The organism is Aerococcus sp. BD502 (genome assembly GCF_057919555.1).
Genome location: NZ_CP147972.1, coordinates 533,988 through 559,031, shown reverse-complemented (window position 1 = coordinate 559,031; position 25,044 = coordinate 533,988). Strand labels below are relative to the sequence as shown.

Annotated in this window: 25 protein-coding genes; 19 read left to right on the top strand and 6 right to left on the bottom strand. The window is 46.7% G+C overall.

Features of this window, described 5'->3' with window-relative positions:
• Positions 1 to 186: 186 nt before the first annotated feature.
• From WF803_RS02690 to WF803_RS02645, 10 genes are all read left to right on the top strand, one after another.
• Complete coding sequence (locus tag WF803_RS02690) at positions 187 to 1,155, top strand: GMP reductase (RefSeq protein WP_489611881.1); 969 nt, start codon at positions 187 to 189, stop codon at positions 1,153 to 1,155.
• A gap of 171 nt (positions 1,156 to 1,326) precedes the next feature.
• Positions 1,327 to 2,223 carry a DegV family protein gene (locus tag WF803_RS02685; protein WP_489611581.1) on the top strand — a complete coding sequence of 299 codons (897 nt, stop codon included), beginning with the start codon at positions 1,327 to 1,329 and terminating at the stop codon, positions 2,221 to 2,223.
• Positions 2,210 to 2,692: an NUDIX hydrolase gene (locus WF803_RS02680; protein ID WP_489611580.1), complete on the top strand. Its 483-nt coding sequence runs from the start codon at positions 2,210 to 2,212 to the stop codon at positions 2,690 to 2,692. Before WF803_RS02685 ends, WF803_RS02680 begins: the two co-directional genes overlap by 14 nt.
• Positions 2,693 to 2,704: 12 nt before the next feature.
• On the top strand, positions 2,705 to 3,481 hold the full coding sequence (locus WF803_RS02675; RefSeq protein ID WP_489611579.1) for a CpsB/CapC family capsule biosynthesis tyrosine phosphatase: 777 nt from the start codon (positions 2,705 to 2,707) through the stop codon (positions 3,479 to 3,481).
• A gap of 12 nt (positions 3,482 to 3,493) precedes the next feature.
• Positions 3,494 to 4,228 (top strand): YveK family protein, encoded by a 735-nt coding sequence (locus WF803_RS02670; protein WP_489611578.1) that lies wholly within the window; start codon positions 3,494 to 3,496, stop codon positions 4,226 to 4,228.
• Between the two features lie 11 nt (positions 4,229 to 4,239).
• Positions 4,240 to 4,986: a CpsD/CapB family tyrosine-protein kinase gene (locus WF803_RS02665; RefSeq protein ID WP_489611577.1), complete on the top strand. Its 747-nt coding sequence runs from the start codon at positions 4,240 to 4,242 to the stop codon at positions 4,984 to 4,986.
• A gap of 102 nt (positions 4,987 to 5,088) precedes the next feature.
• Positions 5,089 to 6,564, top strand: coding sequence for an aldehyde dehydrogenase family protein (locus WF803_RS02660; RefSeq protein ID WP_489611576.1), 1,476 nt, complete (start codon positions 5,089 to 5,091; stop codon positions 6,562 to 6,564).
• A 186-nt stretch (positions 6,565 to 6,750) separates the two neighbouring features.
• On the top strand, positions 6,751 to 7,218 hold the full coding sequence (locus WF803_RS02655) for a hypothetical protein (RefSeq protein WP_489611575.1): 468 nt from the start codon (positions 6,751 to 6,753) through the stop codon (positions 7,216 to 7,218).
• Between the two features lie 104 nt (positions 7,219 to 7,322).
• A complete protein-coding gene (locus tag WF803_RS02650) occupies positions 7,323 to 8,135 on the top strand; it encodes a M15 family metallopeptidase (RefSeq protein WP_489611574.1) in 813 nt (270 codons plus the stop codon).
• A 66-nt stretch (positions 8,136 to 8,201) separates the two neighbouring features.
• The gene (locus WF803_RS02645; RefSeq protein WP_489611573.1) at positions 8,202 to 9,254 is read left to right on the top strand and encodes a hypothetical protein; all 1,053 of its coding nucleotides are present in this window, start codon (positions 8,202 to 8,204) and stop codon (positions 9,252 to 9,254) included.
• A 22-nt stretch (positions 9,255 to 9,276) separates the two neighbouring features.
• Here the strand turns inward: WF803_RS02645 and WF803_RS02640 are convergent, their stop codons facing one another.
• The 5 genes from WF803_RS02640 to WF803_RS02620 all read right to left on the bottom strand — a co-directional run bounded on the left by WF803_RS02640 (position 9,277) and on the right by WF803_RS02620 (position 15,516).
• Positions 9,277 to 10,134, bottom strand: a complete 858-nt coding sequence (locus tag WF803_RS02640) for a helix-turn-helix domain-containing protein (protein WP_489611572.1) — start codon at positions 10,132 to 10,134, stop codon at positions 9,277 to 9,279.
• Positions 10,124 to 11,296: an alanine racemase gene (gene alr, locus WF803_RS02635; protein ID WP_489611571.1), complete on the bottom strand. Its 1,173-nt coding sequence runs from the start codon at positions 11,294 to 11,296 to the stop codon at positions 10,124 to 10,126. Before alr ends, WF803_RS02640 begins: the two co-directional genes overlap by 11 nt.
• 70 nt (positions 11,297 to 11,366) lie before the next feature.
• The gene (gene metK, locus WF803_RS02630; RefSeq protein ID WP_489611570.1) at positions 11,367 to 12,593 is read right to left on the bottom strand and encodes a methionine adenosyltransferase; all 1,227 of its coding nucleotides are present in this window, start codon (positions 12,591 to 12,593) and stop codon (positions 11,367 to 11,369) included.
• Between the two features lie 18 nt (positions 12,594 to 12,611).
• Positions 12,612 to 13,724 (bottom strand): M24 family metallopeptidase, encoded by a 1,113-nt coding sequence (locus tag WF803_RS02625; RefSeq protein ID WP_489611569.1) that lies wholly within the window; start codon positions 13,722 to 13,724, stop codon positions 12,612 to 12,614.
• A gap of 361 nt (positions 13,725 to 14,085) precedes the next feature.
• A complete protein-coding gene (locus tag WF803_RS02620; protein ID WP_489610582.1) occupies positions 14,086 to 15,516 on the bottom strand; it encodes an ISLre2 family transposase in 1,431 nt (476 codons plus the stop codon).
• A gap of 205 nt (positions 15,517 to 15,721) precedes the next feature.
• On the opposite strand from WF803_RS02620, the gene WF803_RS02615 reads away from it, so the two are divergent.
• From WF803_RS02615 to rpiA, 4 genes are all read left to right on the top strand, one after another.
• Entirely contained in the window at positions 15,722 to 16,483 is a 762-nt protein-coding gene (locus WF803_RS02615; protein ID WP_489611568.1) for a TraX family protein, read from the top strand.
• Positions 16,484 to 16,702: 219 nt separating this feature from the next.
• The gene (locus WF803_RS02610) at positions 16,703 to 17,113 is read left to right on the top strand and encodes a UPF0236 family transposase-like protein (RefSeq protein WP_489611880.1); all 411 of its coding nucleotides are present in this window, start codon (positions 16,703 to 16,705) and stop codon (positions 17,111 to 17,113) included.
• Between the two features lie 32 nt (positions 17,114 to 17,145).
• Positions 17,146 to 17,307 carry a hypothetical protein gene (locus WF803_RS02605; RefSeq protein ID WP_489611567.1) on the top strand — a complete coding sequence of 54 codons (162 nt, stop codon included), beginning with the start codon at positions 17,146 to 17,148 and terminating at the stop codon, positions 17,305 to 17,307.
• 359 nt (positions 17,308 to 17,666) lie between these two features.
• Positions 17,667 to 18,341: a ribose-5-phosphate isomerase RpiA gene (gene rpiA, locus WF803_RS02600; protein WP_489611566.1), complete on the top strand. Its 675-nt coding sequence runs from the start codon at positions 17,667 to 17,669 to the stop codon at positions 18,339 to 18,341.
• A gap of 38 nt (positions 18,342 to 18,379) precedes the next feature.
• Here rpiA and WF803_RS02595 read toward each other — a convergent pair whose 3' ends face one another.
• Positions 18,380 to 19,111, bottom strand: coding sequence for a hypothetical protein (locus WF803_RS02595; protein WP_489611565.1), 732 nt, complete (start codon positions 19,109 to 19,111; stop codon positions 18,380 to 18,382).
• Between the two features lie 104 nt (positions 19,112 to 19,215).
• Here WF803_RS02595 and WF803_RS02590 point away from each other — a divergent pair, with 104 nt between their 5' ends.
• From WF803_RS02590 to gltX, 5 genes are all read left to right on the top strand, one after another.
• Entirely contained in the window at positions 19,216 to 19,752 is a 537-nt protein-coding gene (locus tag WF803_RS02590) for a dCTP deaminase/dUTPase family protein (RefSeq protein WP_489611564.1), read from the top strand.
• 9 nt (positions 19,753 to 19,761) lie between these two features.
• Positions 19,762 to 21,147, top strand: a complete 1,386-nt coding sequence (gene radA, locus WF803_RS02585; protein ID WP_489611563.1) for a DNA repair protein RadA — start codon at positions 19,762 to 19,764, stop codon at positions 21,145 to 21,147.
• 88 nt (positions 21,148 to 21,235) lie between these two features.
• Positions 21,236 to 22,348, top strand: coding sequence for a PIN/TRAM domain-containing protein (locus tag WF803_RS02580; RefSeq protein WP_489611562.1), 1,113 nt, complete (start codon positions 21,236 to 21,238; stop codon positions 22,346 to 22,348).
• Between the two features lie 125 nt (positions 22,349 to 22,473).
• Positions 22,474 to 23,508, top strand: a complete 1,035-nt coding sequence (galE, locus tag WF803_RS02575; RefSeq protein WP_489611561.1) for a UDP-glucose 4-epimerase GalE — start codon at positions 22,474 to 22,476, stop codon at positions 23,506 to 23,508.
• A 55-nt stretch (positions 23,509 to 23,563) separates the two neighbouring features.
• Positions 23,564 to 25,036, top strand: a complete 1,473-nt coding sequence (gene gltX / locus WF803_RS02570) for a glutamate--tRNA ligase (RefSeq protein WP_489611560.1) — start codon at positions 23,564 to 23,566, stop codon at positions 25,034 to 25,036.
• The last annotated feature ends 8 nt before the right edge of the window (positions 25,037 to 25,044 follow it).

Here is a 25,044-nt window from a genome sequence, read left to right as displayed (position 1 = left end):
TTAAAAGAGTCAACTCAGTTGTGGTTTATGATGGACTCACATCTTGTTTTTCCAGTGTACGGCGTTTTTGCTAGCTGGGTTCGCAGCCTGACTTGCTTTATTTGTTTTATGATAGTACAATAGTTCGGGTCGTTAGTGGCCTGTGCTGATACACTTGAATACATCAACAAAGGATGAGTTATGAAGATGCAAACTTTTGATTATGAACAGGTGCAATTGATTCCGGCGAAATGTGTGGTGCGGAGTCGGCGGGAGTGCGACACGACGGTGCAATTTGGGCCGCGGCGTTTCAATATTCCAGCGGTGCCGGCTAACATGCAGACGGTGATTAATGAAGAGCTGGCGATGAAGTTAGCGAAGGAAGGTTTCTTCTATATTATGCACCGGTTTGAGCCGGAGAAGCGCTTGGCTTTTGTGCGTAAGATGAATGAAGCAGGTCTTTTTGCGTCGATTAGTGTGGGCGTGAAGGACGAGGAATATGGCTTCATCGACGAATTGAAAGCGAGTGGTGAGGCGGTAGGCTACATTACCATCGACATTGCCCACGGTCATGCGCAAAGTGTGATCGATATGATCAAATACATTAAAAAGCAATTACCTGACACATTTGTGATTGCTGGGAACATTGCGACGCCTGAAGCAGTGCGGGACTTGGAAAATGCGGGTGCCGACGCGACGAAGGTTGGCGTGGGACCTGGCCGGGTTTGCATTACGAAAATTAAAACAGGTTTCGGGACAGCGGGCTGGCAATTATCAGCGATTCGCCTCTGTTCGAAAGCCGCCCGCAAGCCGATTATTGCGGATGGGGGTATTCGGACGCATGGTGATATTGCGAAGAGCATTCGCTTTGGGGCTAGCATGGTGATGATTGGGTCTCTCTTGGCCGCCCACGACGAATCGCCCGGCGCCGAGATTGTAGAAGACGGTAAAAAATACAAGGAATACTTCGGTTCCGCCAGCCAATTCCAGAAAGGTGAATACAAAAATGTTGAAGGGAAGCGCGTTTTAATTGAAGCGCGGGGTAGTCTCTTCGACACTTTACAAGAAATGAAGGAAGATTTGCAAAGCAGTATTTCCTATGCGGGTGGCCGGGACTTAGCAGCTATTCGTACGGTCGATTACACCGTCGTTTCAACCATTTATAATGGAGATTAATTTTAATAAGCATCAGTTTCGGCTGGTGCTTTTTTATTTACTTTTGCATAAGATTTTGGAATTTAGGCAATCTTGAAGGCGCTCATTCACTTTTTGGGATGGAGTTTGTTATAATAAAAATACACTAGGAATGCTTAAAGAAATTTGTGTGAGATGAAAGGAAAGACCAAGATGAAGAGGGCCTTTATCGTTGATAGCACGGCGAACATTCGCCCCGAGCTATTGGACGAACCAGGTATTTATGAATTACCGATTGGGATTCATTTCCATAACGGCGATGAATTGACCGAAATGCGCCAATCCGAAGTCGTTAAGGCATTCTATCGTCGCCTTGTCGATGAAGACCCCCTCCCGAAAACAACGCAGCCACCCCTCCAAGCCTACTATCGGGTGTTTGATGACTGCCTGGAAGCGGGGGTGGATGAGGTATTTGTCCTGCTGCTGGCAGCAAATATTAGTGGCTCCTACCAGTCGGCAAATGTCGTGGCGGAGGAATATGCTGATCGTTTAACGATTCATGTGATTGAAACGGGGACGACGGCAGCTTGGATCGGCTACCTATTAGATATTTGCCGAGCTCTTGACCAAAAAGGAGCCAGCAGCGAAGCTATTGAGCAGGCCTTAACTGATTTACTGCCTGAGACATACTTCACTTTGTTTGTTAAGGACTTAACTAATTTGGTCAAAGGCGGCCGCGCTGGGGCCACGCAAGCTATGTTTGGGAAAATATTTAATATTACACCCGTTATTCATATGGAAGCAGATGGTTGCTTTTATCCCAAAGATCGGGTGCGCTCTAAAAAACGCCTCTACAAGCGCCTGCTCCAAGATGTGGCCGACCACGTGGCGACTTATGAGCATGGCTTAGCGAAGCTCGTTGTTTTGCATGCCGATAATGAGGCGGAGGCTTTGGATTTGTACCATCGCCTTGAGGACATTTATCCTGGCGTTCCCATTGAGTTGGGAGACATTACACCAGCGATTGGTGTCCATATTGGGCGCGGCACCGTCGCTCTTTCCAGTATGCCGAAAGTTAATTTGGAGGCCTACTTACATGGAACTGACTAGTTTAATTTACCTCGAATGTCAAGGCAAAATCCTGATGCTTTACCGCAATAAGAAAAAGCAAGACATCAATGCCCAAAAATGGATTGGTGTGGGAGGAAAGTTTGAAGCGGGCGAGAGCCCAATCGCCTGCGCCCGCAGAGAGGTTTGGGAAGAGACTGGCCAGAAGCTCTTAGAGCCTGTTTTTCGCGGGGTGATTACTTTTAGCTATGTGAATGCTTCGCCACGCTATCTTTTCTTATATACTGGGCGTTTGGCTGACTTTGAGGTGGCCGAAACTGATGAGGGGGAGTTGGCTTGGGTGGCGCCGGAGGATATTTTTGACTTAGCCTTGTGGCCTGGCGACCGCTTATTTTTAAAACCCTTGCTGAAAGAAGACGGCCTGATTGACATGACCCTAACGTATGATGAAGCGGATCAGCTGGTGGTGGCTTATGATAACCTCCGGCAAACATCCTTACTGCCATCTTAGAGAGGAATATTTATGCTCATTGATCCCCATGCCCATCTTCTGCCGGCCTTAGGCTCGCTGGCTTTATCTTTTGAGGAAGCTTTAGCTTTGGCGAATACAGCGAGCCGCCAGGGGGTGACGCATGTGGTTAGCGCCGTTCCCTACCACGGCGAGCAAGCGGTTAATCGCTCTCAAGCGGAACTTCGGGTGAAGCAATTCCAGGAGGAGTTAGCCCGCCGTGGTTTAACCTTGGAAATTTTCCCCGCCCATGAGGTGTGGGTTGACCAGCAGGCGAGTCAAGTTTTCACGCCTGATAATTTTTTATTTACTGACCTAAACCAAACCTATGCTTTGGTGAATGTTAGTCAAGCGAAAAGTGCGAATGACTTGGGAGCCTTTTTCTTTACTTGCTTTAAACGAGATATTCGCCCCATTCTAATTCAAGCCGAGGACCAAAAGGAATTGCAGGCGGATCCGACTCCCCTGATGGAATGGCTGGATGCCGGAGCCTATGTGCTTTTGGGGGCCGAAAGGGTGTTGGCTTGGAAAAGTGAGGCTGGCCAGTTAGCCCATAATCTTCTTTGCCAAGGCCAGGTGCATTTGCTGGGGTCGGCTGGGACATCTTCTTTGGACCAAGCCCCAACCTACCACTTGCAGGAGGCTTACCACCTAGTGGAAGAGCGATACGGGGATAGTTATGCCTTTGATCTTCGGCAGAATGCCAAGGCACTAGTGAATGGTGAGCCTTTTGTGACGCATTTTACTATTAAAAAGGCTTCGTTTTGGTCGCAATTTTTGAAGCACATCTGAGGGAGTGATGTTATGACCGTCCGTCACCCAAAAAAATTTCATATCTTAGGACGCACTTATCAAGAACACCTAGCAGGCTTAGTGGTGCTCACCATGCTGGGCATGGCCCTAGCTAGTATTGTTTCTTTCTTGCTGTTAGAACCGCGCTATGAGGCCAGCAGCCGTTTTGTGGTGCAGCCCAAAACGGAGGAAATGAACGGTAAAGTTGACGAAGAAAGCCGGGAAGGCTTATTGGAAACTTATAAGGAGCTTTTGGAGACGCCAGCTGTTTTAGATGGCGTTGCCCAACAGGAAAAAATAATTAATAATCCTGAGGACTTGAAGAAACACATGACGATTAAGCAGACGGGCTCTTCTTATGTTTTAAATTTAAAAGTTTGGGCCCGCCTTCCTGGCCAGGCTGAAACTTGGAACGAGGAGCTATTGGCTAGCTTTTCATCTGTAGTTGGTAACGTCTTCCCCAATACCCAAGTCAATATTTTAGCAAAACCCACGGGCTCGGCGACGCTGATTCGTCCTCGGCCCGTTTGGGATGTGCTCTTAGGGGCCGGCGTGGGCTTACTTTGCGGACTCCTTTACTATGGTGTGCGCGCTTGGCGGGATCAAACCGTGAGAAGTGAGGAATTTGTTACTGCCTTGGGTTGGGACTTGCTGGGGGTTTTACCCGAAATGTCCGCCAAAGAAGTCAAGCAGAGTCGCTTCAAGCAGCGCAATATCGAAGAGCGCCGGCAGAGAAAACGTGTTTAGGAGGTGGATTAATGTTTAAACATTGGCGGCAAAAGGAAATCATTCGTAAAAATCGTGAGCAACGCCAAGGGGTAGGCTTAATCACATTGACCCAGCCTGAAGCAATTGCCTCGGAACAATTTCGTACTATTCGCACGAATATCCAGTTTGCCATGGAGGAAGGCCATTGCCGCTCGCTCATGTTCACGTCCTCAGGGGCCTGGGAAGGAAAATCGACGGTCTTAGCGAACGTGGCCTGTGTGATGGCGGATTTAGGCTTAAGGGTTTTGGTGATGGACTGTGATTTAAGGAAGCCTACCGTGCATAAGACTTTTGATTTGACCCCGCGTGATGGTTTAACGAGCTTACTGACCAATCGTGATTTAGGACCCATGGATTACATTCACTATGTTCCTGATGCCAATCTCTATGTCTTACCAGCTGGTCCCAAGCCCCCCAATCCTGCTGAATTATTGAGTTCAGAGCGAATGTTTCAAATTCTAGACGAATTAGAAAACACTTTTGACTTGATTTTAATTGATACGCCACCAATCTTACTGGTTACGGATGCCCAAATTATTGGGGCGCGGGCAGGGGGCGTCGTCTTTGTGTTACGGGAGAATGTCTCCCAAATGGCACACGTGAAGAAAGCGAAAGAATTGCTTGAGGCAGTGCATGCGAATGTTTTAGGAGCTGTTTATAATGGTGCCCACAGCGAAGCCATGGCCTCCTACTACGGCTATGGCTACCGAGAGGAAGAGGCCGATTTAGACCGGTAAATGAGGTGCTTATTCCTTTTAAAGAGGACTTTTGAGCAGGAAAATCTCCTTTTTTAAAAGTTTATGGTAGAGTAGCAGTAGAATGATCAAGGAGGAAAACTGATGGATAATTTGAAGTTGGATAAGAAATATCAGTTATTAATTAATGGTGAATGGACACCGGGTCAAGGCTCAGATATCTTAGAAGATTTTAGCCCAGCTAATGGAGAAAAATTGGCTGAAATTGTTGATGCGACCAATGCCGATGTCGATGCGGCAGTGGAAGTGGCTAACCAAGCCTTCCCTGCTTGGAGCCGTACTGATGTTAAGGAACGGGCAGCTATTCTTCATGAGATTGCCGATATTATTGATGAGCATGCTGATCATTTAGCCCTGGTAGAAACGATGGATAACGGGAAACCCATTCGGGAAACATTAGGAGCTGATATTCCATTGGCAGCCGACCATTTCCGTTATTTTGCCAGTGCGATTCGGAGTGAAGAAGACACCGTCAAAATGCTTAATGACCAAACGATGTCTATCGTCTTACGCGAACCAATTGGCGTCGTGGGGCAAATTATTCCATGGAACTTCCCCCTCCTCATGGCCGCTTGGAAATTAGCACCAGCTCTGGCTGCGGGTTGTACCATTGTTTTAAAGCCTTCTTCCAACACCAGTTTGAGTATTTTGGAATTGGCGAAATTGATCAATGAACTTCTCCCTGCTGGGGTATTAAATATTATTACCGGACGGGGGTCAAAATCAGGCGAATACCTCCAACACCATGAAGGCTTGGATAAATTAGCCTTTACTGGCTCAACTTCTGTTGGCCGGGAAATTGGGATTTCGGCTGCAAAAAACTTAATTCCAGCGACTTTGGAATTGGGTGGGAAGTCTGCTAATATCTTCTTTGAGGATATGGACATGGATCAAGCGATTGAAGGCGCCCAATTAGGGATTCTTTTCAATCAAGGCGAGGTGTGCTCGGCCGGGTCACGGATTTTGATTCAGGAAAGTATCTATGATGAATTTATCGAGAAATTAATTGCTGCCTTCAAAGATATTAAAATTGGCCAACCTTGGAAGAAAGATACGCAATTGGGTGCCCAAGCCAGCAAAGCCCAACATGATAAAGTGGCCGAGTATGTGAAAATTGGCCAAGACGAAGGTGCTGAATTACTAGTTGGTGGTGAAGCGGCTACCGAAGGTCAATTGGCAGACGGCTACTACTTCAAGCCAACCTTGCTCAAGGCGGACAATAGTGCTCGCATTGCCCAAGAAGAAATCTTTGGCCCCGTAGCGGTTGTTACCACCTTTAAGGATGCAGATGAAGCCATTAAAATCGCTAATGACAGTGACTATGGTTTAGCGGGTGGGGTCTTCACCCGTGACATCAATAAGGCCATGAAGGTGGCGCGTGGAGTCCGTACGGGTCGTATGTGGGTAAATACTTACAATGCTTTTGAAGTAGGCGCACCTTTTGGCGGCTATAAGGCCTCAGGTATTGGGCGGGAAACGCACAAAACAATTCTTAATGCCTACACCCAACAAAAGAATATCTACATTAATCTAGCGGAAGGCCGTCAAGGCATGTATTAAGAGAAAAAGCTGTAAAGGCTGGCTTAATGCCAGCCTTTTTTGAGGTGATGGAATGAAGTGGCTACTCTGTTTATTAGTCGGTCTCTACGTTTTCTTCCGGCGACCTAAAAAAGTTAAAGGGGAAAGGTAAGCTTGTTTAGGTCGACGGATGTTTGCTATACTAGAGGAAAAAGTTAGGATGATTGGATGGCTGAACGAGTGCGGGCAGCATTAACCCATGCCCAAGATAAGCAATTAAAAAATTTGAATGTGCCCCATGCTGAGCGTGAAATTAAGCAGATTATGACCACCGTTCAGCAATTTGTGGATGAATACCAGGAACATTTTGAAGAGGGTTCCCTAAATATTTTTGCTTTAGAGGCTTACCCCAACCGTCGGACCGGTACAGCCCAAACGGCCTTTGTTTTGGTTAACATGACTGGCCGCACAGTGACGGATTTAGAAGCCGATTTGGCTTTGAGTGTAGCGGATTTTGGGGTGGAATTTGAACCTGTGCACTGGGAAATTGGCCGTGACTTTCTCGGCAATTGGGGAAATCAACTGGCTATTATGGTGGTTGATGAGGTGCCAATGAAAGGAACGGCGACGCAAACTTCCTACCATTTAAGAGATTTAGATTTGCATGTCGAAAATGTTAGCTTAAATTTCCACTAAGGAAGCTCCCAGCTTGCTGGGCTTCTTTAGTGGGTATAATTGTTAGCGTTTTGAAGCATTACTAGACTAGGAAACTGGTATAATAATGGTTAGGAGGGCGGATCATGAAACAGAAAAAAATAATCGGCTTATTTGCCTATATCACCTTCGTGTTTGTTTTTTTTCTAACTTTGCACCGCTTAAGCATTAATTTACAGTCTAGAATTGAAGGCCCCCACCGCCTAGTTCAGACCATGCAGCTGGAAGAAGAGGGCATAACCACCAAGGCAGAGTGGAAAACTTCCCAAGCTGCACCCGCTGACTTTCCTAAAAAAGCCCAATTAAGCGACCCTGAGCTTATTTTGGTGAACCGTGAGCATTTCCTCCCAGAAACCCCCACCTTCCCGGAAGCTTACACCCGGGAGGGGCTGGTGTACAATGCCCTTTGCCAGGAAGCTTACGAGGCTTTGGACCGGGCTGCCCAAAAGGCAGGGCATCACTTGGTTTGTGTTTCTGCTTTTCGCTCTGAGCAGGATCAGATTAATAATATTAATAGCCAAAAAGCGGCATTTATGAAGGAAGGGAATACCGAAGCAGAAGCTATGCAGCGAATTGAAGAATTTACAGCGCCCCCTTTAGGTAGTGAGCATTTAACGGGCTTAGCTTTTGATTTTGTGGATCAGCAATGGCATGAGGATCAAAAGCCGCTCGATCCTGCTTTTGAACAGGAAGCCTCTGCCCAATGGTTGAAGGCCCATGCGAGTGAATATGGTTTTATCTTACGTTATCTCAAGGGCCAAGAAGCGATTACTGGCTATAAGTTTGAGCCCTGGCACTACCGCTACGTTGGTAAGGAGAATGCCCAATATATCATGAAGCATAACTTGACTCTAGAAGAATTTCTACAGCAGGTAAAAAAATACAATCAGCCAGCCTAGTCTGCCCTTGGCGATAGCGGCGATATGTTATAATAAGAGGAACAATAAATTCTAAGGGGGGATTGCATGAATAAAGAACACGATCGCTTGCTGGCACAGATTGCCGCCTTGTGCACGGGTGATTTTGAAGCGGATATCGTAAATATTGGGAAAGCTCTCATCGTTAATTTTGATTTAGTCCATGATGATGATTTCCTGCTCGCCTTGGAGGAAGAATTGCACGAGCTCTATCCGGAGCAGCAAACAAAATTTCGGGAGATATTTCATCGCTTGGATGAAGAGACGGATGACGCCTTCCAAGCCCGGATGTTGGAGCTACTAGCTGACGGTGAGGCCCACCAAGCCCGCTTTGAGATGGAGGCTTTTATTCGCGTGATGGAGGAGGATTTTGACTCCTACCACCCCAAGCCTTATGTCAAATATTTGAGTATTTTTGACCCACTGGCTTATTTTTCTTTCAAAATTAATGAGCGGCCGGGCACGCATTTGGTGCGTACACGCCGGGATTATCCTAGCATTTACTTGACCTATGCGAAAATTTTACTCGCCCTAAACGAACGCAAAGAAGCAGCAGAAGCCTATCAGCAAGCCATCCTCTGGAATCCTTATGCGGTAGAAACCATTTATGAATTAACGAAACTTTACCAAGATATGGAACAATTTGGGATGAGCTACGCCACGCTTTTGAACGGTTTGGAGTATTCCTTGCTGCGGAAAAATTTGGCGAAAGGCTACTACTACCTCGCTCGTTTCTATGATTACAAAGGGAAACCAGAAGTGAGCTACCAATTCTATTCCATCAGTCTGGATTGGCAAGAACGAAAAGTTGTCCAGCGGGAGCAGGACCGCTTAGCAGAGCGCGAGCCGGAAAGTGCGAAAACGTATAATCGGGAGGATCGCGAAGCTTTTATGGCGTCCTACAAGGTGGCGGGCTATCCGTCAGCTGAGTTGCAAGGGCAGTTACTTAAATTCGCCCAGGCCAGCATGCTTTTAGGGGACCTGGAAGCTGCCCAATGCTATTTTGAAACCTATGCGGACCTCTATCCCCAAGATAAGGAAGCTTATGAACATGATCTGGGGCAAGTTCGGAAAATTCAACAGATGCTAGCCTTTGAATAACAATAAAGATGACCATAACCTTTTAATGCGGGTTATGGTCTTTCTTTTTGGCTTCATGGGGCAGGTAGCCATAGACTTGGATGAAGGAGCGATAGAAATTGCTGTAATCACGAAAGCCGGCGGCCTGCCAACTTTCGGTAATATTGTGTCCCTGGGCGATGAGGTGGTGAGCATGTTTGAGGCGCTGTTGGATAAGATAATTGTAGAGGGTGTCATGGTAAAATTCTTTGAAGCGGCGGTTCACCGTGGAGGTGCTGATAGAAAATTCCCGGGCCACACTTGCCAAAGTCAAAGGCTCTAGGTAGTGATGGTCAACGTAATCCCTTAATTGCCAGGCCATCCGCCGCCGTTCTCTTAGGGCACTCTCTTCTGGCGGGGTGGCCTCATAAATGGCTTGAAAGGCCGTGAGGTAGAGAATGCTGGCAAAATGGAAGCGTAATTTTTTATTCGCCAGCGTTTTTTGGGCCTTCTGCTGGTGGCTAAATTCAAATAGAATGCTACTGACCATGAGCCATTGGGGATTTGGAATACTGCTCAAGGCTAAGTCATCGAAGAAATCCTCGTGGCCAGATAGGGGAAGAAAGTTTTCCTCAATCAAACTTTGATAGCCTTCTCCGAGAGATAAGATATAGGCAAAGCATTGATGCGAGCGCAATTGCCCAGCATGAGGGGCGAGTTGGAGTTGGTAGTCAATGTGGCTAGGAATGACAGCCAAATGCTGGGGAGCTAAGATCTTAGTGTGGGAACCTGTTAAAAGCTGCAGGGGCTTACCAGTAAATAAAATTTCATCGCGGTGGTAGGCCGAGCGGTTGACTTGCTTGAGGGATTCTAAATTCAATTCCATCAGTTTCACCCGTTCGGCAAGAAGTTTATCTGGCACGGGAATCAGACTCTTTTCCTGCGCCCGTATGGTAGATGCGTTGTACACGTGGGCTGAGGTTGGTGAGGACCTCATAATTAATGGTCCCCAAGTGCGTGGCCAAATCTTCCGCTGTTTGCTCTTTATCCTCACTCTGGCCGATGAGCTTGGCCATTGTCCCGAGGGGGTAGGCTTGCGGCAGGCGCACCATGCATTGATCCATGCAGACGCGACCGACAATCGGACAGGCTTGCCCAGCGATTAAAACATTGTAGCCCGTCGCATGTCGGGGGAGGCCGTCCGCATAGCCCACTGGCAGGGTGCCAATCCACTCTGCTGCTTCCGTTCTATAGGTGGCCCCATAGCTAATCGTCGTTCCTGCTTGACATTGCTTCACATGCGTTAAGCCACTCTGCCAGCTGAGAGCCGGCTGGATTTCACCAGGGAGGCTCTTACGCTTATTATTGGGGCTTAAGCCATAAAGAACGATTCCCAAGCGCAGCATTTCTCCTGGAGCAATTAAATCCGGGTGCCAGAGGGCCAAAGCACTGTTGGCCTCATGCCAAAGAAGTTTTGGGTAAGTTGCTTGGCAATCGGTTTTAAAAGCCGCAAAACGCTTGGCTTGCTCGGCTACTTGGCCGAGGCTGGCTTGGTCTTTTTGGTCAGCCGTCGCATAATGAGTGAAGACACCCGCTAAATGAAAGCAGGCCTCTTCTTGAACCCAGGCGAGGGTGGCTTTTAAAGTGGGGAAATCCTGCCAGCCAATACGCCCCATGCCGGTGTCTAGGGCCAAATGAATGGCTAGCGGCGGGCAGGAGCGGGCATCCTCGAGGCAGGCCTTAACGGCTTGAAGCCAGGCGAGAGAAGGGGCAGCCACAGCAATATCCTTTTTGGCTAAGAGGGGGGCATTGCTAGGGAAAATAGGACCAAGAATTAAAATAGGTTCTAGGAGACCAGCCGCTCTTAGTTCTAAGGCCTCGTCTTCACAAGCCACACAAAAGCCATCAACTTGAACTTCTGCTAAAGCCCTAGCGACTGGGACTGCTCCATGGCCATAGGCGTCAGCTTTGATGGTGGCATAGAGGGGTGAATTAGGGTATTGCTGTTTAAAATAGCAAAAATTATTTTGGATCGCTGCCAAGTTAATATGAGCTTGCGTTTGACGGCAGGTAGCGATAACCATTAGAAACACTTCCTTTTCTGGAAAAAAAGCGAAAGCGGGCTAAAGAGCGCCGCTTTCGAAAGATTTTCTCTTATTGTTCTAATTCGGCAACATAAGTTTTCAAGGCTTCGACTTGATCTGTTCTTTCCCAAGGGAAGAAACCATTGGTGGTGAGACGGCCAAAGTGCCCGTAAGTGGCAGTACGCCCATAAATTGGCCGCCGGAGGTCAAGCATATCAATAATACCACTCGGCGAGAGGGCGAAAATATGGCGGATGGCCTTGAGCAGGAGGGCGGCACTGATCTTGCCAGTATCGAAGGTGTTCACGTTAATGGAGACTGGTTCCGCTACACCGATTGCATAGGCGAGTTGAACTTCGATGCGGTCAGCGAGGCCGCTGGCAACCACATTTTTGGCAATGTAGCGGGCCATGTAACTGGCGCTACGGTCAACTTTTGTGGCATCTTTACCGGAGAAGGCTCCCCCACCATGGCGGGCCATGCCGCCATAAGTATCGACAATAATTTTCCGGCCGGTTAAACCCGCATCACCTTTGGGACCACCAATGACAAAGCGTCCCGTCGGATTAATAAAATATTTGGTTTTATCATCCAAAAGCTCGCTGGGAATGACCGGCTCAATGATATATTCCATGACATCTTTTTCTACTTGTTCGAGGGAAATTTCCGCAGCGTGCTGGGTAGAGACAACAATGGTGTCTACTCGAGTAGGTTGGCCGTTTTCGTCGTACTCGACCGTGACTTGTGATTTGCCGTCAGGCCGCAAGTAGGGGACAGTTTCTGTGTGCCGCATTTTAGCCAAGCGCTCGGTCAGCCGGTGGGCGAGGGTAATAGGTAGTGGCATATACTGTTCGGTTTCATTGCAGGCATAGCCAAACATGAGACCCTGGTCACCAGCCCCCAGTTCAAAGGTGCGCTCGCTTTGCTCTTCGATTTTTTCATTTTCCTTACGGGAGCGGTAGTCGGTGTCAACCCCTTGGGCAATATCGGGGGACTGCTTATCGATGGTGGTAATGACGCAGAGATTTTCCGCATCGAAGCCAAACTTTCCGCGTGTGTAGCCAATTTCAGCAACTTTCTGACGGACAATTTCCTGGAAATCCAGCTGGGCTTTGGTCGTCATCTCTCCAAAGAGGAGGACCAGGCCGGTATTGACAATTGTCTCCAAGGCGACGCGACTGTTGGGATCTTGTTTGATGGCTTCGTCGAGAATGGCATCACTAATTTGGTCAGCAATTTTATCCGGATGGCCTTCCGTGACACTTTCACTCGTAAATAGCATTTTTTCTCTCGTCATGGGTATCTCCTTTTAAATTTATTCCTTAGGGGTAATGGTGAGTAGCTCCTTCGGGTAGTGATTAATCACTTCCACACCCGTGTCTGTTACCATGAGTAAATCTTCGATGCGGACCGCTGTTTTCTTGGGTAGGTAGATGCCGGGTTCAATGGAGAAGCAGTGGCCCACTTCCAAGCGGTTTTTATTGGCGGCACTGACATCTCCTTTTTCATGGGCTTCCTGGCCAATGAAGTGGCCCGTCCGATGAATGAATTGTGGGCCAAAGCCGGCTTTTTCGATGTAGCGCCGGCAAGCCCGGTCGATTTGGGCGAAAGTGACTCGGGGTTTTTTCGCCATTTCAATGCCCTTAGCTTGAGCTTCTTGGCAAATGCGGTAGATTTTTTCGTTTGCGGCACTAATATCACCGAAGTAAACCGTCCGTGTCATGTCCGAGCAAAAGCCTTGGTGGCGGCAGCCGATATCAATAATAATGGCATCACCAATTTGGGGGCGGGTATCGTCAGAGAGGTGGTGGGGGTCTGCCCCATTGGCTCCGTAAGCGACGATGGGCTCAAAACTGAAGCCGCCGTCGACCCCAAGATCAATATAAATTTCCTTGAGGGCCTGGCAGGCTTCCTTTTCCGTGGGGCCATAGGGAAGGATATCATCAATCAGCCGCGCCATAGCCTGGTCATTGAGGGCAGAGGCTTGACGCATTTTCTCCATATCCGCAGGTGTTTTCAGGGCCCGTTGGCGGTCGATCAAGCCCCCTGCCATTAAGAAAGGCAGCCGTTCAAAATGTTGCATTAGGGGCAGTAATTTGCCTGCAGGGAAAATATCATCGACCCCAATCACTTGCCCATAAGGCGGAAATAGGTCATAATTTTCAAAAAGCGAGAGGAAATCATCATTATCAGTCACCGTAATGGTTTGGATGGGGACTTCCGTTTCAAATTGCAGTAATTCGTTGGCGATCAAAAGGTGATCACCATCTCGTTTGACGAGAAGGAGCCACAGGCGTTCCATCGGCTCGAGTTCGGCCCCGAGATAGTAGGCGATACTTTGGGGATTTGAAATCAATAAACAATCAATATCCGCCATGTCAATCGCATTTTGTAGGTTTTTAAGGCGTGTGCCGGCATTTTCTGTCATCTTGAACGCTCCTTTTACATGTCTCGACTTCATTATATAATAAAAAGCGAGACATAACAGCCCCGAATGGTATTTAGTTAGTGTCAAGCAATGCTCGGTCAATCATAAAGAACTCTATCTCGTATCTAATTATTCAAAAGTCACTTCGTTTTTGTGCTAAAGGACGCTGCGTTGAAAAGCAGTGGCACCGGCTTACGCTTCATAGAAGCTTACGCCTGACCGTCCTATTCTGGCTCTATGTCGTTGGATAGGCCTCGCTACGCTCACCCTATCGGCACTCCGAGAGCCAGATATACGGACGGCCTGCTAACACTGCTAACGCAGGTCTTTAGCACGCACTCCGTGTCTTTTGGCGAAGCAGCTAACAAAATGTATGGTATAATTTCCCGACCATACTGCTTGACACTTCACTTGGAATCGTGCCCTGATGGGCACCACAAGAACTTTGTTGCGGCCTGTGACATAGTATTGCCCTAACAATCCCTGGATATTCGGGTATAAATGGGCTTGTATTAGCTTCAATATCTGATCGAACAGCTTCTTCAAAACAATGATTAGATTGAGCGGTGATAATGGCAGCCATTGCTGCTGCGCCTTGACGGGTCCAATTTCGTCCTTGCTTTTTCATGCGATAAGTATAAAGCCGATGGCCTGCTTCACAAACGCCACCGGAAAAATGGTTTGGTAAGCCTCGCTGCTCTGCTGGTTTAATGAGTAACCAATTCCTTTGAAGATAAGCTCTTAGAGCTTCAATTTCAGCCAAAAACTCCTGATGATGGTGCCAGCGACTTTCACAGGTCTCCAAAGTAACTTGAACTCCTTCGAAATCATAAGCCTTCACTTTTTTAATGACCAATTGACGTATTTTATGATCAAAAAATAGGCGCGTTCTGATTTTTTGAATGACATGAAATTTATCGCAGAAATGTTCATGCCGAAGGCATACCCCAATCATCTCGTTAAAATCTTCCTCCGTATAACCACTGCCACCATCCGAATTAGAAATCACAATCGTTTGATGTAAATCATAGTAGGAGTTAAGAAATCGGCTAACTTTTTCTCGAAGGGCTGCACTAGATTGAACAGAAGAAAAATAATGAGCTTGAATAAGTTGATGCCGCGAAGTGGATCGATCGACGCCTTCATAGAGAGTCACACGGTGTAGTTGAAGATGTTTTGTCCTTTTCCCTTTTTTCTTCTTCTTAGTGATTAAAACCCCATCCCCTTCAATGTACAGAAAAGGAACGGATCGTTTTTGAGAGTAAGCCAGTTCCTTCTCTTCTGCTTTTTTATTCTCAAAGCTTAAAATTTTTTGCCCAATTTCTTGAACAATATGATGTGCGGTCTGATGCGAAATACTAAAAGGCATTAAAGCATTGAAGGCTTCTGCAGTCGCACGAAAAGTTTGCTTCGTACAAAGCTGGGCAATTTTTTCTTTGACCTGAGAAGAAAGATGACTTCTTGCTTCTAGTCCTAAACACAAATCTAGGGGAAGAAAGCTAGAGTGACCTTCTTTTTTCATCCGACAGCGTCTAAAAGTGACGGCACCAAACATAAAACATAGTGTGCGTGGTTCATAGCGAGCAATTTTCCAGCCTTCGGCTTGGTATCTTTGAATTAATTGCTGATCAAGTTGAGTGAAAACCGCTGCAAGACATTCACAGCAAAAATTGCTTAATATCGGATAAACAAGATCTTCAAAGTCACCTAAAGATGAGCAATTTTCCGTCTTTTTTAGAATATCTGTGATAATATCATTCATGAGGACATCTTCTTTCTTTTTTTTGATCAACTTAAAGATAGATGTCCTTTTTTTATTTTTCAAGTCTTACCGAGCATAATTTTACACTAAGTGGTATTTACAGAGAAAGTCAGTGGGGTTCAATCTTTTAAGTTTCCTGCCATTAAAAAAGGCGGGAGAATTGTCATTTTTAAACGGCTTCCATTGAAGGTATTTCATCTAGCGCTTACCCTAAGGATAAAGAAAGTTGATGGTTATGGTCAATAAAAAGCAATCAGTCCCTGCTTTTGGCGCTCGCTTGCGCCAGAAAAGTTTTCTCACAGGTACCTGGCTAAAATGGCTGGCGATGGTGAGTATGTTTATCGACCATTTGGGGGCGACCTTGTGGTATCCGCTCTATGCCTACTTTGGCCTCTCTGCTTTTTTTGGTAGTGACTGGGGGGCGGCGGATACCACCTACACCGTCCTTCGCTCCTTGGGGCGGATAGCTTTTCCCATTTTTTGCTTTCTGCTGGTGGAAGGCTTGCATTATACGCATAGTGTGCCGGCCTACTTGAAACGCTTGGGTCTTTTAGCTGTCATCTCGGAAATTCCTTTTGATTTGGCTTTTTTTGCTCAGCCTTTCTACTGGGGCCATCAGAATGTTTTCTTCACCTTGGTCTTGGGAGCATTAGGTATCTGGAGCTTAAAGGTCGATCAAGGCCGGCATGATCGACCTTGGCGTGGTTTTCTTGTGTGCTTGCTTTTAGCTTTCTTGGCGGAAATAAGCGGGGCGGATTACGGGGCTTTTGGTGTCGGCTTGATCCTGCTTTTAGCCAGCACCTACGAAGAACGCGAACTTATGGTGGTGGCTGGGACCCTCGTCACCTTATGGGAAGGGCCAGTGGTCTTACTAAGCTATGCCTTAATTTATGCTTACAATGGCCAGCGAGGCCGCTTTAATGGCCGCTGGTTTTACGCTCTCTATCCCCTCCACCTTCTCCTCTATTATCTCTTACGCCAAGGGCTCTGGCATTAGTTGCCTCGATTTGAGGCTTAAGGGCGGCCCCTCTTCAATTGAAAAAGCCCTTAGTGTAAAATTACTCTCGGTAAGACTTGAAAAATAAAAAAGGACATCTATCTTTAAGTTGAACAATAAAAAGAAAGAAGATGTCCTCATGAATGATATTATCACAGATATTCTAAAAACGGAAAATTGCTCATCTTTAGGTGGCTTTGAAGATCTTGTTTATCCGATATAAAGAATTTTTGCTGTGAATGTCTTGCAGCGGTTTTCACTCAACTTAATCATCAGTTCATTCAAAAGTACCAAGCCGAAGGCTGGAAAATTGCTCGCTATGAACCACGAACACTATTTTTTATTTTTGGTGCCGTCACTTTTAGACGTTGTCGGATGAAAAAAGAATGTCACTCTAGCTTTCTTCCCCTAGATTTGTGTTTAGGCCTAGAAGCAAGAAGTCATCTTTCTTCTCAGGTCAAAGAAAAAATTGCCCAGCTTTGTACGAAGCAAACTTTTCGTGCGAGTGCAGAAGCCTTCAATGCTTTAATGCCTTTTAGTATTTCGCATCAGACCGCACATCATATTGTCCAAGAAATTGGACCGTCAAGGCGCAGCAGCGATGGCTGCCATTATCACCGCTCAATCTAATCATTGTTTTGAAGAAGCTGTTCGATCAGATATTGAAGCTAATACAAGCCCGTTTATACCCGAATATCCAGGGCTTGTTAGGGCAATACTTAAGTCACAGGCCGCAACAAAGTTCTTGTGGTGCCCATCAGGGCACGATTCCAAGCGAGGTGTCAAGCAGTATGGTCGGGAAATTATGCCATACATTTTGTTAGCTGCTTCGCCAAAAGACACGGAGTGCGTGCTAAAGACCTGCGTTAGCAGTGTTAGCAGGCCGTCCGTATATCTGGCTCTCGGAGTGCCGATAGGGTGAGCGCAGCGAGGCCTAGCCAACGACATAGAGCCAGAATAGGACGGTCAGGCGTAAGCTTCTATGAAGCGTAAGCCGGTGCCACTGCTTTTCAACGCAGCGTTCTTTAGCACAAAAACGAAGTGACTTTTGGATAATTAGATACGAGATAGAGTTCTTTATGATTGACCGAGCATTGCTTGACACTAACGAAAAAGCCTTTTCCCATTGGCAGGGGGTAAAGTTTTGTTATAATGGGCTTAGTTTAATGGAAAGAGGGATGGTATGAACGGTAAGGAAAAAGTCGGCCAAGCCGCTGCTCAATTGGTGGAAGACGGTATGACAGTCGGTTTAGGGACGGGTTCAACGGCCTATTACTTTATTGAGGAACTCGGCCGGCGGGTTCAAGAAGAGGGCTTGAAATTAAAGGGTGCTGTGCCTACTTCACTCGCCAGTCAAAAACAAGCAGAAGGCTTAGGAATTCAAACATCCAGCATTGATGAGGTAGGCAGGCTTGATTTAACCATCGATGGGGTGGATGAATTTACTGGGCCAGAAGCTGGTATTAAAGGCGGGGGCGGTGCCTTGTTAGTGGAAAAAATCATCGCCCAAAACTCCAAGCGTATTATTTGGATTGCAGAAACGAGAAAGCATGTCAAACATTTAGGAGCCTTCCCCCTGCCCGTCGAAGTGATTACTGAAGGCCATGAGCAGTTACTCCGGTACTTTGAGCAAAAAGGCTATGCCCCTAACCTCCGGAAGGCTGACGACGGCAAGCCCTTTGTCACTCAACATGGCCACTACATTATTGATTTGGCCCTAGAAAAAATTGCAGACCCTGAAGCCTTAGCGAAGGAGCTTATTCAAATCGTGGGGGTTGTGGAAACCGGTTTGTTCCTAAACCGCACGGAGAAAGTTTTAGCCAGCGATGAACATGGCGATATTGTCACTTACGAGTAGGAAAAAACACGTGCCTGTCAGGGCACGTGTTCTTTAAACTAATTCGCTTTTTTCAGGTTCAATTTCTCTTCTTCCGCAAAGTGTTGGGGGAATTCTTGGCGATTAAAATTGGTGAATTTAATATTGATTTTGGTCTCTAAAGGCTTCCCCGTGACGCGGTCCTTGCCATGCACTTGCCATTCCATGTGTACAATTCGTTTTTCATCATCAGCGAGCCAGAAAGTAAGTTGGTGCTTGGGCTTATCCTTGTAATTGGCTCGGAGTCTCTGGTTCACGGCTTGGGTGAGGGTGTAGTCTTCTCCTTGGAAGCTCACTTGGCTATCTTGCCAGGTTTTCTTCCCTTCTAACTTATTTTCGACATCCTGCCACAGGCCTAGGATATCTTCGTAAGAGAGGGGTAAGACATGGTCAAGGGCGCCTTCTTGGCTTGCCGCCTTTTGCCAGTTGCCGGTTTGGTCATAGTATTTTTGCTGGTAGAAAACTCCTTTTTTATTCATGAGAACTTGGAAAATATAATTCTTTCTAGGGTCTTTGGCTTTGCTAATTTTCTTTCCTTCCACACCGTGTTTAGCTGTCCAGATGACTCGGCTCACTTCCCGTTGGATCAATTTTTCATCGAGAGTGACATTAATTTCTGTCGCCGCATCATAGGCCTCGAGACTTTCTCCTGTTTTTTGCAAGGGGGTGTAGAGGGTTTTGGGCGATAGTTTACTGCACGCTGCTAGCAGGCCGAGTGTGATTAAGAAGAGAATAAATTTGACTTTTGACATGGTATACTCCTTTAGAGAAAACTGCGTTCTTATTCCTATCATATATAAGACCCCAGCAAATGGCTAGGGGCGATTGTGATTTATTTATTATTTAGGAGGATTTTATGCGACAAAGAGGTTTTGAATGGGTTAGTACTTACAAGGATCAAGGCTTAAGCCTGCCCCGTCGAGCCACTTACCAGGCAGCCGGCTATGATTTACGCGCTGCTGAAAAAGTGATCATCCCCAGTTTCTGGCAGTATGCGGTGGGGCATGCACTCAGAGAGGCTGGTCAAGAAGCAGCAGCTTTTGATGGTTTAGCTCCTGACGTCGTGACGCCAACCTTGGTGCCCACAGGCTTAAAAGCTTACATGCTTGAAGATGAGTACCTGCAAATTACCTGCCGGTCTAGTAATCCTTTGAAGCGTCATTTGGTCTTGCCCAATGGCGTTGGGGTAGTGGATCATGATTATTACAATAATTCAGGTAATGAGGGGCATATTTTTGTACAATTATTAAACTTTGGCCCGAAAGACGTCATGATTGAAGCAGGCGAACGGGTTGCCCAGGGCATTTTCATGAAGTATTACACGGTGGATGACGAAGACCAAACTGCGGCTAAAAATCGCCAAGGTGGCTTTGGCAGTTCCGGTTGGGCTTAGGAGGTTTTTATGGCGAAGAAGAAAACAACTCTCTATACCTGCCAGGCTTGCGGCTATGAATCGGCTCAGTGGTATGGCCGCTGCCCGCAATGTGGGGCTTGGAATCAGATGGAGGAGGAAGTTATCCGTGGCGAGCGTATCCAAACCCCAGAGCAGCATGCTCGCTTAGGTCGAAAAAAGAATCGCCCCCAAGTCCTCAAAGAAATTCAAGGGGAGGAAGAAGCGCGTGTTCTTACGGATCAGATGGAATTAAATCGGGTCCTCGGGGGCGGTGTCGTTTTGGGCTCCTTAGTTTTACTTGGCGGAGATCCTGGAATCGGGAAATCGACCTTGCTCCTGCAAATTGCCATGCAATTAGAGCAGCAAAATAAAACGGTGCTCTATGTGGCGGGTGAGGAGAGTCTGGAGCAAATTAAAATGCGAGCAGAACGTCTGGGTTTTACAGCGGCTAATTTTTATGTTTATGCTGAAACTGACATGGAAGAGATCGAAGAGACAATTCTGGACTTAAAACCTGATTTTGTCATGATCGACTCCATTCAAACCATGGTACACCAAAATTCCAATGGCCTAGCCGGCAGTGTTTCCCAAGTGCGGGAAGCCACGCAAACTTTAATGGGTATTGCCAAGGGCTTAGGCATTGCTGTTTTTATCGTCGGTCACGTGACTAAGCAAGGGAATATCGCCGGTCCCCGCATGTTGGAACATATGGTGGATACAGTCCTTTACCTAGAAGGCGATAAGTATAATAGTTTTCGTATTTTGCGGGCGGTGAAGAATCGCTTCGGGTCAACGAACGAAATTGGGGTTTTTGATATGCAAGAAGATGGCCTGCATGACGTCTTAAATCCTAGTCAATTATTCCTCGAAGAGCGGCTGATGGGGGCTAATGGGTCTGCGGTCGTGGCTTCCTTAGAGGGAACGAGAACAATTCTCACTGAAATTCAAGCCTTGCTGACGCCCACGGCTTTTGGAAATGCCAAACGCACCTCTAAAGGTTTGGACTCAGCGCGCGTGAGTCTACTCATTGCTGTTCTGGAAAAGCGCGCTAATTTACTGATGCAAAATCAGGATGCCTACTTGAAGTCCACTGGTGGGGTTAAATTGGATGAGCCGGCGATTGACTTAGCGATTGCAATGGCCTTAGCTTCCAGCTATTTTGAACAGGAAACCCTTCCCACGGACTGCTTTGTGGGCGAATTAGGCTTAACTGGAGAAATTCGCCGTGTGAGTCGGATTAATGAACGTATTTTAGAGGCAGAAAAATTAGGCTTCGAGCGTATTTTTGTTCCTGAAGGCAATCTTAGCCAAGATTTAACCACTGAAACGATTGAAGTCATTGGCGCTCGCACCCTCCTACAGGTCATTAAAGAAATATTTCCCAAAAATGACTAGCAATTTTTCAGGGTTAATGGTAAAATAAGGCTATGTGTAAGCGGAAACAGTTTTTACACAAATTTTTTACCGGGAAGGAGGTGGCGAAATGGCGAAGAAATATTGGGATCAGTTGTTTCTTTTAGTATTTTGTTGTTTGGGCGCAGGCGTGGGCTATTATGTACTTCCTAGTGTATGGGAACTATTGCATGCGCACCTTAGCTGGCTCAATTATGGGCTGGTGAATATGTGCATTGGTGCCCTTATCTTTTTTATTTTGCTCATTATCTTAAAACCTTTATATGATCGAGCCTATGATCGTCTCTTTAGCCAGAAGGAGAATCTGTCGATTGGACGCTTCCTCCTCTACGCTTTAGGAATTTGGCTAGGGCTCATTTTTTCTTGGCTCATTAGCATTCCTCTCGTGGCTTTGCATTGGCCGGTGATTAGTAACATTCTGCCTGTTCTTTTGACTATTGTTTTTGGAGCCTTGGGTTTTTTTGTCATGCATGCGAAGATGGATGACTTGATCCATTTTTTCCGGGAAATAGTCCAAGTACGCAGGCAGCGTCCTAAGGAAAATACACAGGTAGAAAGTACGCAACTTCCACCTGTAGCAGCTGAAAAGGGAGCGCCGGATAAAATTCTAGATACCAGTGTGATTATTGATGGTCGAATTTTGGACATTCTGAAAACAGGTTTTTTAGAAGGGCGTCTTATTGTCCCTGATTTTGTTTTGCGTGAGTTGCAGTATATTGCTGATTCTTCGGCCAGCCACAAGCGTGTGCGCGGCCGGCGCGGCTTAGATATGCTTAACGAGATGAAGGAATTGCCGGATGTGGAAGTAGAATTCTACCGCGGTGATTTTCCTGAGGAAGAGGATGTTGATCTAAAATTATTGCTTTTGGCTCGTAAATTAGGTGGCGTCGTGGTGACCAATGACTATAATCTCAATAAAGTCAGCCACTTCCACAAAATTAAAGTATTAAATATTAATGAATTGGCCAATGCCGTCAAAGCCATTGTAGTTCCGGGCGATCAACTAGCAGTTAAGCTGATTAAACCAGGAACAGAACGCATGCAGGGGGTCGGCTACCTTAACGACGGCACCATGATTGTGGTTGAGGATGGCTACCTGCATCTTGATGAAATTGTGGATATCGAAGTCACCAGTGCTATTCAAACCAATGCCGGTAAAATGATTTTCGGCGTCTTGCTCTAAGTTTAAACCCAGTAGCCTTAGCTATTGGGTTTTTGTGTGGCCTTTATTGCGACCAAGCCCGACTTCCCTTATAATAAAGCGGTAGAGGTTCTTGACGTGGAAGCAAATGAGACGGGAGTGGCAATATGACAAAAAGAAGAAAAGTGCTCGTCACTGGCGGCTTAGGTTACATTGGCTCGCATACGGTGGTTGAGTTACTCAAAACAACAAAAAACCCTTATGAAGTAGTGATTGTCGATAATTGCTCGAATGCTAAGCCAATTATTGCCGATAAAATTAAGGAAATTCAAGACGGCCCCCTGCGTTTTATTGAAGCCGACGCTAGGGATAAGGGCGCCATGCGGCAAATTATGCAGGAAGAAGGGATTGAAGCCATTATTCACTTTGCCGGCTACAAGGCCGTGGGTGAGTCCGTGGCCCAGCCCTTATCTTACTACCGAAATAATTTAGATTCGACCTTAACCTTATTGGAAGTTGCCCAGGAATTGGGAGTGGATAAGTTTGTTTTCAGTTCGAGTGCGACGGTTTATGGCCACTCAAAAAATGTGCCCTATGAAGAGACCGAAGCGCGCTCAAGCTTAAATCCTTATGGCCGCACCAAGGTGATGATTGAAGATATTTTAGCTGACCTGGCCTCAGCCTGGTCGGACTTTGGTGTGATTGCCTTACGCTATTTCAATCCTTTAGGCGCTCATGAGAGCGGGGACATTGGCGAAAATCCAACGGGCATTCCTAATAATTTAGCTCCCTATATAACGCAAGTAGCGGTAGGGAAACTCGATGAACTGCACATTTTTGGCGATGATTATCCCACTCCAGATGGCACCTGCATTCGGGACTACGTGCACGTGATGGACTTGGCAGAAGGCCATGTTTTAGCCTTAGACCGCTTATACGAAAAGGAAGGCCTTGGCTTCGAGGCGATTAACTTAGGCAGTGGCCAGGGTTATAGCGTGTTTGAAATTTTGCATGCCTTTGAGGAAGCCGTGGGGCGTCCGATTCCGCATCGGGTTACAGCACGTCGGCCGGGGGATGGCCCCATTTCTGTCGCTTCCAATACCAAAGCGAGAGACTTGCTAGGCTGGGAACCGAAGCGATCCCTTAAAATGATGTGCCAGGATCAATGGCGTTGGCAGGAGAAGCATCCGGAAGGTTATTAAGAATTTTCCTGGCTTATGATAGAATGTAAGGAGATTAAGAGGAGGAGACGATAGTATGGCAGACAAAGTTCGTGTGCGCTATGCACCGAGCCCAACTGGGTATTTACATATTGGGAATGCCCGTACCGCACTATTTAATTATCTATTTGCCCGTCATTTGGACGGGGACTTCATAATTCGCATTGAAGACACGGATTTAAAACGAAATATCGCTGATGGTGAGAAAAGCCAGCTGGAAAATTTAACCTGGCTGGGTATGGACTGGGATGAAGGTCCTGATAAGCCTGGTGAGTATGGCCCTTACCGGCAGAGTGAGCGGGGCGAGCTTTACGACAAGTACTTAAAGCAATTGCTTGACGCTGGTTATGCTTACTTTGCTTACGATACTCCTGAAGAATTAACCGCTCGTCGTGAAGAGCAGATGAAAAATGGTGAAACACCGCGCTATGATGGTGTTTGGGCTGAGGCCAGTGAGGAAGAACGCAAAAAGGCTAAGGCAGAGGGCCGGCCCGAAGCGATTCGCTTTCGCGTGCCGAAAGGCCAAAGCTATACCTTTAATGACCTGGTTAAAGGTGAAGTGACCATGACTTCTGAAGATATTTCGGGTGACTTTGTTATTCGGAAAAGCGATGGGACGCCAACCTACAATTTTGCGGTCGTGGTGGATGACCATCTGATGGCCATTACCCATGTCCTTCGTGGCGATGACCACGTGGCTAATACGCCTAAGCAACTGATGCTCTATGCTGCCCTAGGCTTTGAAGCCCCTGAGTTTGGGCACATGAGCCTCATTACTAATGCGGAAACAGGGCGGAAATTATCTAAGCGCGACGGTAGTATCCTGCAGTTCATCGAACAGTATCGCGACCTCGGCTACTTGCCTGAAGCGATGTTTAACTTCATCGCACTCTTAGGTTGGTCGCCAAAAGGAGAAGAAGAAATTTTTTCTCAAGAGGAATTGATCAAAATTTTCACAGCAGATCGCCTCAGTAAATCACCCGCAGCCTTTGATAATAAGAAGTTACAATGGTTGAACAACCGTTACATGAAGGCTGCCGATTTGGATACCGTCATTAACTTGGCTTTGCCCCACTTACAGGAAGCAGGCCGTCTTAGCGACGAGCCCAGCGCTGAAGAATTGGACTGGACGAAAAAATTGATCAGTCTCTACAAGGATGAAATGAGCTACGGGGCACAAATTGTTGATTTGTCCACCATGTTCTTTGCGGAAGAATTGAACATTGCTCCTGAAGCAAAATCAGTCTTAGAAACAGAAACGGCGCCAGTGGTGATTAAGGCCTTCTATGAAAAATGCCAAAACCTAGATAGCTTTGATGAAGCTTCTCTTATGGCTGCCATTAAGGAAGTCCAAAAGGAAACTGGCATCAAAGGGAAAAATCTCTACATGGCCATTCGGGTAGCCGCTTCAGGTGAAGAACATGGGCCTGCCATTGGTTTGACGCTGGAATTACTTGGCCGAGGAAAAGTACTTAAGCATTTAAAGGCGGCTCTTGATGAAATGGCTTAGCGTTTTAA